The sequence below is a fragment of the Flavobacterium rivuli WB 3.3-2 = DSM 21788 genome (assembly GCF_000378485.1).
Classification (GTDB): Bacteria; Bacteroidota; Bacteroidia; order Flavobacteriales; family Flavobacteriaceae; genus Flavobacterium; species Flavobacterium rivuli.
The window spans coordinates 225,654-238,345 of sequence record NZ_KB899970.1 but is presented as its reverse complement, the minus strand read 5'-3'; the positions used below and the strand labels follow the sequence as shown (position 1 = coordinate 238,345).

15 protein-coding genes are annotated in these 12,692 nt (G+C 39.9%); 6 read left to right on the top strand and 9 right to left on the bottom strand.

Annotated elements, in window-relative coordinates; translation table 11 throughout:
• Positions 1-43: 43 nt before the first annotated feature.
• From F565_RS0112075 to F565_RS21555, 3 genes are all read right to left on the bottom strand, one after another.
• The gene (locus F565_RS0112075) at positions 44-1,327 is read right to left on the bottom strand and encodes a citrate synthase (protein ID WP_020213492.1); all 1,284 of its coding nucleotides are present in this window, start codon (positions 1,325-1,327) and stop codon (positions 44-46) included.
• A 191-nt stretch (positions 1,328-1,518) separates the two neighbouring features.
• The gene (locus F565_RS0112070) at positions 1,519-1,818 is read right to left on the bottom strand and encodes a hypothetical protein (RefSeq protein ID WP_020213491.1); all 300 of its coding nucleotides are present in this window, start codon (positions 1,816-1,818) and stop codon (positions 1,519-1,521) included.
• A gap of 10 nt (positions 1,819-1,828) precedes the next feature.
• Positions 1,829-2,722, bottom strand: coding sequence for an SDR family NAD(P)-dependent oxidoreductase (locus F565_RS21555; protein ID WP_020213490.1), 894 nt, complete (start codon positions 2,720-2,722; stop codon positions 1,829-1,831).
• A 158-nt stretch (positions 2,723-2,880) separates the two neighbouring features.
• Here F565_RS21555 and F565_RS0112060 point away from each other — a divergent pair, with 158 nt between their 5' ends.
• The 5 genes from F565_RS0112060 to F565_RS0112040 all read left to right on the top strand — a co-directional run bounded on the left by F565_RS0112060 (position 2,881) and on the right by F565_RS0112040 (position 5,235).
• The gene (locus F565_RS0112060; protein WP_020213489.1) at positions 2,881-3,108 is read left to right on the top strand and encodes a hypothetical protein; all 228 of its coding nucleotides are present in this window, start codon (positions 2,881-2,883) and stop codon (positions 3,106-3,108) included.
• A 99-nt stretch (positions 3,109-3,207) separates the two neighbouring features.
• A complete protein-coding gene (locus F565_RS0112055) occupies positions 3,208-3,447 on the top strand; it encodes a hypothetical protein (protein WP_020213488.1) in 240 nt (79 codons plus the stop codon).
• Between the two features lie 53 nt (positions 3,448-3,500).
• Positions 3,501-4,025, top strand: a complete 525-nt coding sequence (locus F565_RS0112050; protein ID WP_020213487.1) for a CinA family protein — start codon at positions 3,501-3,503, stop codon at positions 4,023-4,025.
• Complete coding sequence (locus F565_RS0112045; protein WP_020213486.1) at positions 4,022-4,477, top strand: hypothetical protein; 456 nt, start codon at positions 4,022-4,024, stop codon at positions 4,475-4,477. Before F565_RS0112050 ends, F565_RS0112045 begins: the two co-directional genes overlap by 4 nt.
• Positions 4,478-4,563: 86 nt before the next feature.
• Complete coding sequence (locus F565_RS0112040) at positions 4,564-5,235, top strand: MgtC/SapB family protein (RefSeq protein ID WP_020213485.1); 672 nt, start codon at positions 4,564-4,566, stop codon at positions 5,233-5,235.
• Positions 5,236-5,495: 260 nt separating this feature from the next.
• On the opposite strand, the gene F565_RS0112035 is transcribed toward F565_RS0112040, so the two are convergent.
• The 5 genes from F565_RS0112035 to F565_RS0112015 form a co-directional block, all read right to left on the bottom strand.
• Positions 5,496-7,523, bottom strand: a complete 2,028-nt coding sequence (locus F565_RS0112035) for a M3 family metallopeptidase (protein ID WP_020213484.1) — start codon at positions 7,521-7,523, stop codon at positions 5,496-5,498.
• 61 nt (positions 7,524-7,584) lie between these two features.
• Complete coding sequence (locus F565_RS0112030; RefSeq protein WP_020213483.1) at positions 7,585-7,836, bottom strand: hypothetical protein; 252 nt, start codon at positions 7,834-7,836, stop codon at positions 7,585-7,587.
• A 39-nt stretch (positions 7,837-7,875) separates the two neighbouring features.
• Complete coding sequence (locus F565_RS0112025; RefSeq protein ID WP_154652597.1) at positions 7,876-8,172, bottom strand: hypothetical protein; 297 nt, start codon at positions 8,170-8,172, stop codon at positions 7,876-7,878.
• A 26-nt stretch (positions 8,173-8,198) separates the two neighbouring features.
• Positions 8,199-8,678: a 5-(carboxyamino)imidazole ribonucleotide mutase gene (gene purE / locus F565_RS0112020; RefSeq protein WP_020213481.1), complete on the bottom strand. Its 480-nt coding sequence runs from the start codon at positions 8,676-8,678 to the stop codon at positions 8,199-8,201.
• Between the two features lie 133 nt (positions 8,679-8,811).
• Positions 8,812-9,969, bottom strand: coding sequence for a 5-(carboxyamino)imidazole ribonucleotide synthase (locus F565_RS0112015; RefSeq protein WP_026300024.1), 1,158 nt, complete (start codon positions 9,967-9,969; stop codon positions 8,812-8,814).
• A gap of 192 nt (positions 9,970-10,161) precedes the next feature.
• Here F565_RS0112015 and F565_RS0112010 point away from each other — a divergent pair, with 192 nt between their 5' ends.
• The gene (locus F565_RS0112010; protein WP_020213479.1) at positions 10,162-11,625 is read left to right on the top strand and encodes a glycoside hydrolase family 130 protein; all 1,464 of its coding nucleotides are present in this window, start codon (positions 10,162-10,164) and stop codon (positions 11,623-11,625) included.
• A gap of 103 nt (positions 11,626-11,728) precedes the next feature.
• On the opposite strand, the gene F565_RS0112005 is transcribed toward F565_RS0112010, so the two are convergent.
• Positions 11,729-12,544: a hypothetical protein gene (locus tag F565_RS0112005; RefSeq protein ID WP_020213478.1), complete on the bottom strand. Its 816-nt coding sequence runs from the start codon at positions 12,542-12,544 to the stop codon at positions 11,729-11,731.
• Between the last annotated feature and the right edge of the window lie 148 nt (positions 12,545-12,692).

Below are 12,692 nucleotides of genomic sequence, written 5' to 3'. Positions count from 1 at the left end.
GTGCGGAGCTCTTATTATATAACTTATTCTGCTTTAAACAAAATTATCTTGCATCCTGAGGCACAAATTCCCTTAATGGGTGGCCTGTGTAAATTTGACGCGGACGCCCTATTGGCTCTTTATTAACGCGCATTTCTTTCCACTGGGCAATCCAGCCCGGCAGTCGGCCTATTGCAAACAATACTGTAAACATCTCGGTAGGTATACCAAGCGCCCTGTAGATGATTCCTGAATAGAAATCTACATTAGGGTACAGGTTACGTGATTTAAAGTACTCGTCTTCAAGAGCTGCCTCTTCAAGTTTTTTAGCAATTAAAAGGATTGGATCATCAACACCTAAAGCTTCTAACACATCATCGGCTGCCTTTTTAATGATCTTGGCACGAGGGTCGAAGTTTTTGTAAACCCTGTGACCAAAGCCCATAAGACGGAACGGGTCGTTCTTATCTTTAGCTTTAGCAAGATACTTATCGGCATCGCCACCGTTAGCCTGTATTTCTTCAAGCATTTCCAGCACTGCCTGGTTAGCACCGCCATGAAGCGGGCCCCATAGTGCCGATACACCTGCAGATATAGAAGCAAACAGGCCTGCGTGAGATGAACCTACTATCCTTACTGTAGATGTAGAACAGTTTTGTTCATGGTCTGCATGCAGGATAAATAATTTATCAAGAGCGTTAACAATAGTTTCATTTTTTTCATAAGGGCCTGTAGGAAGCTCAAACATAAGCCTCATAAAGTTCTCTACATAACCTTTAGTATTATCATAATAGTTAAGCGGGTAACCCATATTCTTCCTGAATGTCCAGGTTGCAATAACAAGGAATTTACCCATAGTTTTACAAACTGCATCATAAAGCTCTGCTTCTACGGCAACATTAACCGGCTGTGGATTAAATGCTGTAAGGGCACTCGTTAATGAAGCAAGAATACCCATTGGGTGGGCATTTTTAGGAAAACCATCAATGATGTTTTTCATCTCCTCGTTAACAAGGGTATATTTCCTTATATCAGTTTCAAATTTAGTAATTTGTTCTTTTGTTGGCAATTCGCCAAAAATAAGAAGGTAAGATACCTCAAGAAAGTTGGATTGAGAAGCAAGCTGCTCTATTGAGTAACCGCGGTAGCGCAGTATTCCCTCTTCGCCATCAAGAAACGTTATTTCGCTCTTGCATGCACCAGAGTTTTTAAAGCCGGGATCTAAGGTAACAGCTCCCGTTTCGCTGCGTAGTTTATCAATATCAATGGCAACTTCATTCTCAGTACCCACTATAATTGGGAACTCGTATTTTTTGCCATCAATTTCTAATATTGCAATATTTGACATGATGTTGTATAACTTTTTTTTGGTTTGAAAATATTATTCAAGCGAATTTACTAAATTACAATGTATCTGTAAAGAAAAATACGCATTATAATCGCTAAATAAATATACATAATATAAAAAGCCAATACTTGCGGCATTGGCTTTTAGAAAGATTTACATTTTAAGAAATGTAAGAATATCACGTCAAAGTTTTAACTCTTTTTACTACTCTTTACTTTTTTCACAGCAGTACTGTCTTTAGTAATTTTAGTCTTAGGGCTAACTTTTACATGATCGGCCGTTACGCCATCCTCGGGTGCAACTGCATCTTTACTAAGCGGCTCGGCAGTATTTACCTGCACCGCAGGCTGTACACCTTCGGCTTCTTTTTTACTTTTTTCTTTAACCTGAGTGGTTACCGGCTCTTTTTTAGGTGTTGTAGTGGGCTGCGTTTGTGCCTGTGCCATACCAAATACCAATATAGCTCCAAGCGTTAAAAATACTTTTTTCATAATTTATAATTTAGATGGTTACTTTATACGTTTTACTGTCGCCATTAATACTGCCAATGGTTTCCCGCTCGCGTGCAGATGCAGCATGTGATGTTGCTGTCCTGCCGTCTTCCTTCATGCTCGACTCCATTTGTTTCTCTGCCATACCCGCAGTAGTACTGTCCGGCATTAGTGCGCCCATAGCATTCTGCAATTTATTCATGAACCCGGGCTCTGCTTTTGCATCGCCATTCATTAATGCTTTATAGCCAGCTCCGGCAACCTCTGCAGGGTCATATAGCGGAGTTTCTTTATAAGTTACTGTATTTTCTGCCTTAGCCTTATGAAACCAGTCGGTATCTGTAGCATTAGGGAGCAATGCCGTAACGGTAACATCAGTTTCTTCCAACTCATTAACAAGCGCCTCAGAGAATGACAATACAAATGCCTTACTTGCAGCATATACAGCTGCATAAGGAGCAGGTGTTTTAGCAAATGACGATGCCAGTTGCAGTATCCTGCCGCTGTTGCGCGATACCATTTCTTTCAAAAAATATTTGGTAAGGCTTATAAGTGCCACAATATTTAATTGTACAATATCTATATCCCTGTCCAGTTCGGTCCTAAAGAACCTTCCCCACTCGCCCTGCCCGGCATTATTAACCAGGTAGTCAATTTCCACACCTGTTTCTTTAACTCTGTCATAAACTTCTTTTGCAGCGTTAGGTTCAAAAAGGTCGGCGGCAATAGTATGAACCTGTATACTGTTAATCAGCCTGAGCTCATCTGCCGTCTGGTTTAAATTTTCTTGATTACGTGCCACGAGCACAAGGTTAATACCGTCTTTGGCAAAGAGCCTGGCCAGTTCATATCCTATACCACTTGTTGCTCCTGTTACTAATGCAAATTTTTGAGAATTGTCCATAATAGTGTTTTTTAGTTTGTTTAATTGTTTGTTTTTAAGCAGTTACAAGTTACCATGTATTGCAGGGCAGGGCTGTTAACCGCAAGTTAATCAAGCGTTAATTTGCAACAGCCTTATTTTGTAGGTGCTTAACTTTATAGTATGTATAATTTACAGGCATGAAAAAGTATCTTAATAAAGAAGGGCATTCTGGTGTTACAGGATATGAGGTGGGTACCGCAGGCATAAGCGTAGAGTTTAACCATGATGCCGTATACCTGTATACTTATAAGAGTGCCGGTAAAAAAGTGGTAGAAAGGATGAAAGAGCTCGCCGAAGCCGGGCGCGGATTAAGCACATATATTAGCCAGACCGTAAGAGAAAACTTTGAAAAGAAAGTGCGGTAATTACCACCGCGCTACATTGTACAATCTTTAAGTGTAATTGTATAATGTTCTTGCAGAGGCAATCACGAAATTTGATAAACACCAAAAATCAAAATTGCCATGAAAAATTTAAATACTATAATGCGCTCCGTTTTATTAGCTTCGGTTTTGATGGGAGGCCTTAACCTCTTCTCATCATGCGACGGATGCAGCCGCAGCAGCGGAACAAACAATGAGGGGACTGAAACAGGAAACAGTACTAACGGCGATACAAGAGGTACAGAAAAATCGGGCGAAAACGAAGATTCCGGAAGTACTGAAGGAACCAACAGCGGCTCCGGTACATCAAGCGACAGATAAGCTGAATTTACTACTGACTGATGAATTCAAAATATGTTTAACCTTAAATGTAGATGATTATGCCAGTTGAAGAGATTATGATATGCAGTAAGCATATTGCAGATAAAAATTTGAAAATAGCATTCGCAGAAAGCGCATCGGCAGGATGGATGGCATCTGAATTTGCACTGACGCCATACTCAGGAGATATTCTTTTAGGAGGCATTGTTTGTTATGATGCCTGCACCAAAGAAGAACTGTTTGAAGTCCCAAAAAAAGTTATTGATAAATACACACCCGAATCTGCCGAGGTAACAAGGCTGCTTGCCGAAAAACTCGACAAGTTTTTTAAATGTGATATTGCTGTAGCAGTTACAGGCCTTACTACTCCGGGAGGCAGCGAAACACCCGATAAACCTGTAGGCACCATGTTTATACACATACTGCTGCCCGCAGGTAAATACTGTGCGCATCGCGAGGTTTTTGAAGGCACCCAGAAAGAGATCATTGGTCAGGCTATACAGCGCACAGGGCAATTACTTACAGAGCTGGTAGAAAATTATGAAGTGCCTCAAATGGCAGAATTAAAAAAACTATGAAACCTATTTATAAAATAATTGCTGCTTCTGTAATTGGCACAAGCTTTATGACGCTGTACAGCTATCACAGATCGAGAAAAGAAAACCAGCAATACCGCGAACCTGTATTATTAAATAAACTTATAAACCGTAGTGAAATACTACCTGTAAAAGTGGGCGACAACCACCCCGCCGGATGGATAGGCCATTATGCCGTGGGAATGCTGTTTGTAGTTACATATTATGCTTTATGGAAAAAAGTATTACATTCTCCGGGTCCTGTAAGAACGCTAACCGTGGGTACACTAAGCGGCGTTATTGCTATAGGTGCATGGAAAACAATGTTTGCCGCAAATGACAACCCTCCTGAAAATGACCGGCAAGGGTACTACAGGCAGCTTTTTGTAGCGCATTTAATCTTTTCACTATTTGCACTTGCAGCCTACAAGACATCAGAAAAAGCGACACAATAAACCGTTATTATTCACTTAACAGTTTAAACCCTTAGCTATTAATCGAATTTCTTATTTTAAATATATTCAATTTAACCTTAAACCAAATGCTTAGTATTGCAGAGATTTCTATTCGTCTGGCACTTGCGGCAGCTTTTGGCGCTGCAATAGGGCTTGAACGCGAACGTAAAGACTGGACTGCAGGTTTGCGTACCCACATGATGGTATGCATGGGATCCTCGCTTATTATGATGGTATCATCTTTTGGGTTTCAGGATATCATAAATCACCCACATGTATCACTCGACCCTTCGCGTGTTGCAGCGCAGGTAGTAAGCGGTATAGGCTTTATAGGCGCCGGCACTATTATGTTTTTAAAACCATCAACAGTCCTGGGACTAACTACTGCTTCTGGTTTGTGGACAGTTGCCGCTATTGGCCTTGCAACAGGTGGCGGTATGTATTATGCCGCAAGCATTGCCACTGTGTTTGCTCTTTTCATACTTTGGGCATTACAGCCGTTACAAAAAAGGGTATCACGTAAATACCAGCAACGTTTCCTTACAATTACTATTGCTGCAGATACTAACCCCTCTGTTATAATTAATACGCTTACCGAAAATAAAAATGCCGAATATTACAATTTTACCGTAAGCCGTAACCGAAAAGAAACAGTAATTGAACTAAAGCTCGACAGCCAGGCAAACCAACAGCTTATGCAAATTGTAGAAGGCCTTAATACTGACCCCAACGTTAAAAAAATATCATGGACGCATTAGTATCCCTGCAATTAAAATTTAACTAAAAATACCTACTAATGGGTATTTTTTGGTGCTGTATAAAAGTTCATCTTTGCTGCATCGCTAAACAGATATGCCCTGTAAAACCTATAAGTTTATAAAATGCAACAGGTTAATACATTATAATAAGCATCCTGATTCATTTAGCTAAAGACATGCCCCCTATTAATACCTTTTTTTATATTGAAAAACCCCAAAGTTAACAGCTTTGGGGTTTTTCCTTTTTATGACTTATAATCCTATAATAATCCTGCTCGTTTAAGCAAAGCTTCCGGCTTGGGCTCCTGCCCTCGGAAACGTTTGTATAGCAACATAGGATGTTCTGTACCACCTTTAGACAGTACATTTTCTTTAAACTTGGTGGCCGTTTCCCTGTCAAATATTCCTTTTTCCTGAAAATACTCAAAAGCATCTGCATCCAGCACCTCAGCCCACTTATAACTGTAATAGCCAGACGCATAACCTCCCTGAAATATATGGGAGAAAGCTGTGCTCATAGCATTCCCGGCTACGTCAGGATATAATTGTGTAGCGGCAAACTGTGCTGTTTCAAAAGCTTTAAGATCGGTAATGCCACTTGGGTCTTCGCTATGCCAGCCCATATCGAGCAGTCCAAAACTTAGCTGGCGCATTGTTGCAATACCCTCCTGAAAACTTGCACTCTCTTTTATTTTGTTAATGTATTCAATAGGGATGACTTCGCCTGTTTGATAATGATGAGCAAACAATGCCAGTGCTTCCGGCTCGTAGCACCAGTTTTCCATAACCTGGCTTGGCAACTCTACAAAATCCCAATATACACTGGTACCGCTTAGGCTTGGGTAAATAGTATCTGCCAGCATGCCGTGCAGCGCATGCCCAAACTCGTGGAACAAGGTTGTAACCTCATTAAACGTAAGTAACGATGGCTTTGTCTCTGTAGGTTTTGTAAAGTTGCATACAATAGACACATGTGGCCTTTCGTTAATGGCATCTTTTACATACTGCGATTTGTACGATGTCATCCAGGCACCATTGCGCTTGCCTTTGCGCGGGAAAAAGTCGGCATAGAAAATAGCAACAAGGTTGCCGTCCTCACCAGTTACTTCATACGTGGTAACATCTTTATGGTATTTATCTATATCCTGAACTTCTTTAAACTTTAGCCCGTATAATTTACCGGCTATTACAAAGGCACCGTTAAGTACATTTTCAAGCTTAAAGTAAGGCTTTAATTTTTCATCGTCCAGGTTAAATAATTTCTGTTTTAATTTTTCCGAATAGTACGCACCATCCCATTTTTCCAGTTGCTCTATACCGTCAACCTCTTTTGCAAAAGCAGTCAGTTCGGCAAACTCTCTTTCGGCAGCAGGCTTGGCTTTCGCCAAAAGATCCTTAAGGAACGTTTTTACTTTTACAGGGCTTTCGGCCATGCGCTCTTCCAATACAAAATCAGCGTGAGATGCATACCCTAACAGGTTAGCGCGTTCATGGCGCAGCTTAACTATTTGCAGCACGATCTCGCGATTATCATACTCATTGCCCCGAAACGCACGCGCTCCAAAGGCTATTGCTATTTCTTTACGAAGCTCGCGGTTATCAGCATAGGTTACAAACGGAATATAACTGGGATGATCGAGCGTGAATATCCATCCTTCTTTACCGGCATCTTTAGCCAGTTCGCGGGCAGCTTCAATAGTTCCTTCAGGTAAGCCTGAAAGGTCTTTTTCGTCAGTAATATGCAGTTGGTACGCATTAGTTTCCGCCAATACATTCTCGCCAAATTCCAGGCTTAACTTAGATAACTCCTTATCAACTTCACGAAGCCTCGCCTTTTTCTCTTCGGGCAGGTTAGCACCATTGCGGCTAAAGCTTTTGTACTGTTTATCTAAAAGGGTTGTTTGCTCGGGCGTAAGGTTAAGATTAGCCTTATTGTTATAAACTGCTTTTACCCTTTCGAATAACGCCTTATTAAGGCGGATATCGTTACCGAATTCTGACAGTAAGGGAGAAACCTCAACGGCTATCTTTTGAATTTCATCATTGGTTTCAGCCGAATGCAGGTTAAAGAAAATACCCGATGCCCTTTCTAAAACATCGCCGCTGTAAGACATTGCCACAGTTGTATTTTCGAATGTTGGCTCATCGGGATTATTTACAATAATATCTATTTCTTTACGGGCTATTTCTATCCCCTCTTTAAGGGCCGGTAAAAAATCTTCAGTTTTTATGCCACTAAATGGCGCGGTATCGTGTTTTGTAGTAAACTTTTGTGTGAGTAGGTTCATAGTATTTCATTAAAAAGGCGATATAAAATCGCCACTTTTGTTTGTATTAATTAGATATATGCTAATACTTATTCTTTCCATTTCCTTTAAACTCTTCCCAGGACATTGACTCCCCTCTGTCTAATTGTTCAATCCCTAATTGAATTTCGAGTTTTCGTTCTTCCGTAAATGCATCATAGAAATTAGCATATCGATCTTTTGTCCATTTCATTACCATTTCATGCGGAATGGTTTCACCTCTTTCAACCTGATCAAGGGCTAAATCAATTGCTTTCTTTTGTTCGTCAAAAAGATGTTCCTCATGCAAATCCATAACTGCTTTTTTATCAAAGTTACTAAATTTTACAATCCCTTAATTCTTAAATTTCTTTAAGGTGTCTGCAGGAAAAACTATAGTATCGCGGGAAATATGTATTTTTTGATTTCTCCCTTCTTTGCCGGTGCTTCTTAAAGCATCTACATTAATTTTACTTTCTGTATTAGGAACATACGCTCTCGCCGATGGCTCCATAGCATCCAAGCTCGTGCCTGTTAAAGGCACATCATTAAACTTGCTTTCGGCAACCGGTTTGTCGGTCACTGCTTTTTTAGAACTTTCGCAGCCTATTATGACTATTGCAAATAGAACACACATAAATACTGCTTTCATAAAAGTTTAATTTAAGTTCATGTTTATTATTTCAGGCTTTCGCTTGCTTTGTTAACCGCTTCCTTAAGCCTCTGCTTATAAGCTATAATTTTTGCCTGAACCAGCTTATCATGGCTGCCCAGTATTTGCGCAGCAAGTATACCTGCATTTTTAGACCCGTTAAGTGCTACTGTTGCAACAGGCACACCACCCGGCATTTGCAGTATAGACAGCACGCTGTCCCACCCGTCTATAGAGTTGCTTGATTTTACAGGCACTCCTATAACCGGCAGCGGACTCATACTTGCTACCATACCCGGTAAGTGGGCTGCACCACCTGCACCTGCTATTATAACACTGATTCCCCTCATGTGGGCACCAGTGCTAAATTCGAATAGCTTCTCCGGTGTGCGGTGCGCCGATACGATATCCACCTCGGTTTCTATTCCAAACTCTTTTAATATATCTATGGCATCCTGCATTACCGGCATATCGCTAATGCTGCCCATTATTACTGCTACTTTCATATTTTAGTTGTTGGTTTTTAGGTAAGTCTCGTACATTTTCATCACTTGGTGCAGTTAAAATCTATAATATCCTGAGATTCCCTTTCGTCGGAATGACAGAACCGTGAAAACTGCGACCGATACTGGACACTATTTACTGAATACTAATTACCCTAATACTGTTCTTAACGTCTTCGGCTATTTTACGTGCAATGTTTATATCTTCGTTCACAATAGTAACGTGCCCCATTTTACGGAAAGGCCTGGTTTGTTTTTTACCATATATATGTGGTGTAACACCATCCTGGCCTAATATTTTCTCTATATTTTCATAAACTACATTGCCGCTATAGCCTTCGGCACCTACAAGGTTTACCATAATTCCGGCTGCTTTGCTATCGGTATTACCAAGCGGCAAATTTAATATGGCACGCAAATGCTGCTCAAACTGCGAGGTATAGCTGGCCTCTATAGAGTAATGCCCGCTGTTATGCGGCCTTGGGGCAACTTCGTTTATTAATATATCATCATCTTCGGTCTGGAACATCTCTACCGCAAGCAGGCCTACATGGTTAAAATGTTCTGACACTTTTAGTGCTAAGGCTCGCGCTTTTTCGGCAACGGCATCATCTATACGTGCCGGGCAAATTACATATTCCACCTGATTGGCCTCCGGGTGAAATTCCATTTCTACAACCGGGTAAGTCTTAATTTCTCCACTCGGGCTGCGTGCCACAATAACGGCAAGTTCGTTTTTAAACGGCACCATAAGCTCTGCAATACACTGCACATCGGGCAGGCCAATAAAACTTTCGGCATTGCGAATAACCTTTACACCATTACCATCGTAGCCAAACTGGGTGCTTTTCCACACAAACGGCATATCAATTTCTTCAGTTTCTACGGCGAGCTTAAGGTCGGTTAACGACTCAAAACGTTTGTAGGGCGCAGTAGGAATATCTTTATCCGTATAAAAATCTTTTTGTATGCCTTTGTTCTGAATTTGTTTCAGCGTTTTAGGCGACGGGTATACTTTTACACCCTCTGCTTCCAGTTTCTCTAAAGCTTCAACATTTACATGCTCAATTTCAAAGGTAAGGACATCTACCTGTTTTCCAAACTGGTACACAGTATCAAAATCGTTAAGGTCGCCCAGAAAAAATTTGTTGCTGCCTATTTTACAGGGAGCATCATCGCTGGGATCCAGCACATAAGTTTGTATATCAAATTTGCGGGTTTCTGTAAGGAGCATCTTACCAAGCTGGCCTCCGCCCAAAATTCCTAACTTAAAATCAGAAGAAAAATAATTCATTTCAGCAGTGTTGTTTGTAATGCCAAAGATACTCATTGCGCCTTTATTACGCAATTGCAGTTTACCCTTTACAAGGAAAAGTAATTGTACTATTTTTCACATAATTTTAGCATTTAAAAGCCTGACTATTGTGAATATATATTCGTATTTTAGAGGTTCCTTTAAAATGCCTACTAACTAAAATTAAACTGAATGAGATTATCTGTAGAAAGAAAGCCCGTAAAAGTACTGCCTGATACAAGGCGTGTAATAGCACGTTATTTTTTTAATGGCGAAGAGCGTGCTGTAGAGCTTTTAAAAAAAATACTGGCACTGGACAAAGAAGAAACCTTTGGGCTTATATCTCCGCTGCTGCAGGACTTCTCTAAAAGACACCGTAATATAACGCGCAAGTTGCTTAAAAACGCCGAGCGTGTAAAAAAATATGTAGCTATTGCCGGTTATGAATATGAAAAACTGGACGAATATGCCAAACTACTTATAGGATCATACTTTACACACGAGTACTCTATAGAGTCGGCAGCATTTTTTAACCCGTCTGTAGTGCCGGATCCGGACCAGACTAACCTGGAAGAAGGTCAGCTTCGAGTTATCATTAGCTTTAGGGCTGTGGGCGAAGGGCACGTTTCATCTGTTGTGTTTCGCCGTGCCATGATAGACCGCAATAACGATATTACCGTAATACCGGCAGGTAATTATATAGATGAAGCCGAAAAAGTGCATAATGTAATGTACCAAAAAAGGTTGTTCCTTAAAAAAGCGCAGGATGCCGATATTAACGAAGAGTTTTTAAATAAGGTAATACATGAGCTTGAAGACCGCTTTAATTATGAGCAGCTTAAGGCTATTGTAATTGAGGCCAAGGGAGCGACAGATGATGTTAAAATCTTAAAACAGTATAACCTTATACTGGCCTTGTCTGACAGTTACAGGCGTATAAGCTTTAGTAAGGATACCGATATTAGCGACAGGGTTATTTTTCCGCTATCTGATTTTGAGAGCAAAGGTATTGAGGATGCCCGTTTTGTACAGTTTACAGATGAAACCGGAAAAACGGTTTACTATGCTACCTACACCGCTTATGATGGCGTACACATTATGCCGAAATTGCTTAAAACAACCGATTTTTACGACTTTAAAACCAGCCCGTTAAACGGTTCCGGTGCTAAGAATAAAAACCTGGCACTATTTCCACGAAAAATTAACGGCAAGTATGCCATGCTGTCGCGTATTGATGGTTGGAACAACTACCTTATGTACAGCGACAATATTAATGAATGGGATAACCCTGTAAAAATTCAGGAGCCGCTGTACCCGTGGGAGTTTGTACAGATAGGTAACTGTGGTTCGCCATTAGAGACAGAATATGGCTGGCTGGTTATTACCCACTCTGTAGGTTCTATGCGTAAGTATAGCATTGGGGCATCGCTGCTGGATATAGATGACCCGTCTAAAGAAATTGGCAGGCTTAAAGACCCGCTTATCATGCCAAACCCTGATGAGCGCGAAGGCTATGTACCTAATGTAGTTTACTCGTGTGGCTCTATAATACATAACGGCGAACTGATATTGCCTTACGGATTATCAGATCACAGCTCTGGCTTTGCCACTGTAAACCTGCAAACATTGCTGGACAGGTTAAGAAATGGAGGATAGTCTTTTTTAGATTTTTGGATTATTAGACTATTAGATATAAAGAACCCCGGAGTGAAAGCTTCGGGGTTTTGCCGTTTCTATTTGGCGATAATATCCAAAAATATTAATCTATTAAATCTTCTGTATATTGAGAAAATTGTAATTCATTATCCTCATTAGTAACAGACTCCAACATTTTAAAATCTTTAATACTTTCAACCATTTGTGAGCTATATCTTGCAGTAAAAGGCTTCATTTCTTTTGTAAACCATGGAAAAGGTGATTGAATTTTGGACAATCCTACTAACGGAATAATTCCATCTTCGGAAATAAACTTATAGCCGCTGGATTTTTGGAAGGATATTTTTAAACCCAAAGAAGCCTGAGACAAATCTATTACAGGAACTTCTGCACTAGCTTCTAATGAGATCGCAAAATCTGAAGAAGTTGATATTAAAATTAGTGCTCGTTTGGTATTAACACGATCTGTAACAACAACAAACTCTTTTTTCCAGATATGTTTAGACTTTCGATGAATCTCAAGAAGTCTTTTTCCCAGTTCATATTTATTCTCAATAATTTCATATACGCATTCTGCAGCATTAAAAAACACCGAACCTTCTTTAGAAAAGTTTACATCTATTGATGCATTACCTTTAACGCCTTCAACAGTACCAGCTACCTGAGGTTTAATATTAAATGTTACTCCTCTTTCTGAAATAAAAGTTTTCTCATCCTTAGTTTCATCAGTTCGGTATTTAATTTCAAAATCCTTTAAATCTTCTAACTCTGAAATATTACCCAACTGGGTAAAAATATTACCGTTCATTATTCCGAAATCTCCCAGTTTCACAGGAAATCCTGGCTCCCAAACCCCATAAAGAATTTTTTGATTTTTTTTTACCGAGTCGGCATAAACTTTAGCAATCGAATTTGACATAGTTTGTTTGTTATTTAAATTATTAATATTGTAACTACTGCGATATAAGATATTTACATTCACAAATCTCAGGATTTATTTAGTAAGAAAAAATACCTATAAATAGGTATTTTTTCACTGAATATCAACGACTTAAACTTAATATTAA

Excerpts from the sequence above, each read along its gene's own strand:
- F565_RS0112030 (WP_020213483.1), bottom strand. The coding sequence starts at position 7,836 with ATGGATTTGCATGAGGAACATCTTTTTGACGAACAAAAGAAAGCAATT.
- F565_RS0112035 (WP_020213484.1), bottom strand. The coding sequence starts at position 7,523 with ATGAACCTACTCACACAAAAGTTTACTACAAAACACGATACCGCGCCA.
- F565_RS0112060 (WP_020213489.1), top strand. The coding sequence starts at position 2,881 with ATGAAAAAGTATCTTAATAAAGAAGGGCATTCTGGTGTTACAGGATAT.
- F565_RS0112050 (WP_020213487.1), top strand. The coding sequence starts at position 3,501 with ATGATTATGCCAGTTGAAGAGATTATGATATGCAGTAAGCATATTGCA.
- F565_RS0112005 (WP_020213478.1), bottom strand. The coding sequence starts at position 12,544 with ATGTCAAATTCGATTGCTAAAGTTTATGCCGACTCGGTAAAAAAAAAT.
- F565_RS21555 (WP_020213490.1), bottom strand. The coding sequence starts at position 2,722 with ATGGACAATTCTCAAAAATTTGCATTAGTAACAGGAGCAACAAGTGGT.
- purE (WP_020213481.1), bottom strand. The coding sequence starts at position 8,678 with ATGAAAGTAGCAGTAATAATGGGCAGCATTAGCGATATGCCGGTAATG.
- F565_RS0112010 (WP_020213479.1), top strand. The coding sequence starts at position 10,162 with ATGAGATTATCTGTAGAAAGAAAGCCCGTAAAAGTACTGCCTGATACA.
- F565_RS0112075 (WP_020213492.1), bottom strand. The coding sequence starts at position 1,327 with ATGTCAAATATTGCAATATTAGAAATTGATGGCAAAAAATACGAGTTC.
- F565_RS0112015 (WP_026300024.1), bottom strand. The coding sequence starts at position 9,969 with ATGAATTATTTTTCTTCTGATTTTAAGTTAGGAATTTTGGGCGGAGGC.
- F565_RS0112055 (WP_020213488.1), top strand. The coding sequence starts at position 3,208 with ATGAAAAATTTAAATACTATAATGCGCTCCGTTTTATTAGCTTCGGTT.
- F565_RS0112070 (WP_020213491.1), bottom strand. The coding sequence starts at position 1,818 with ATGAAAAAAGTATTTTTAACGCTTGGAGCTATATTGGTATTTGGTATG.
- F565_RS0112045 (WP_020213486.1), top strand. The coding sequence starts at position 4,022 with ATGAAACCTATTTATAAAATAATTGCTGCTTCTGTAATTGGCACAAGC.
- F565_RS0112040 (WP_020213485.1), top strand. The coding sequence starts at position 4,564 with ATGCTTAGTATTGCAGAGATTTCTATTCGTCTGGCACTTGCGGCAGCT.
- F565_RS0112025 (WP_154652597.1), bottom strand. The coding sequence starts at position 8,172 with ATGAAAGCAGTATTTATGTGTGTTCTATTTGCAATAGTCATAATAGGC.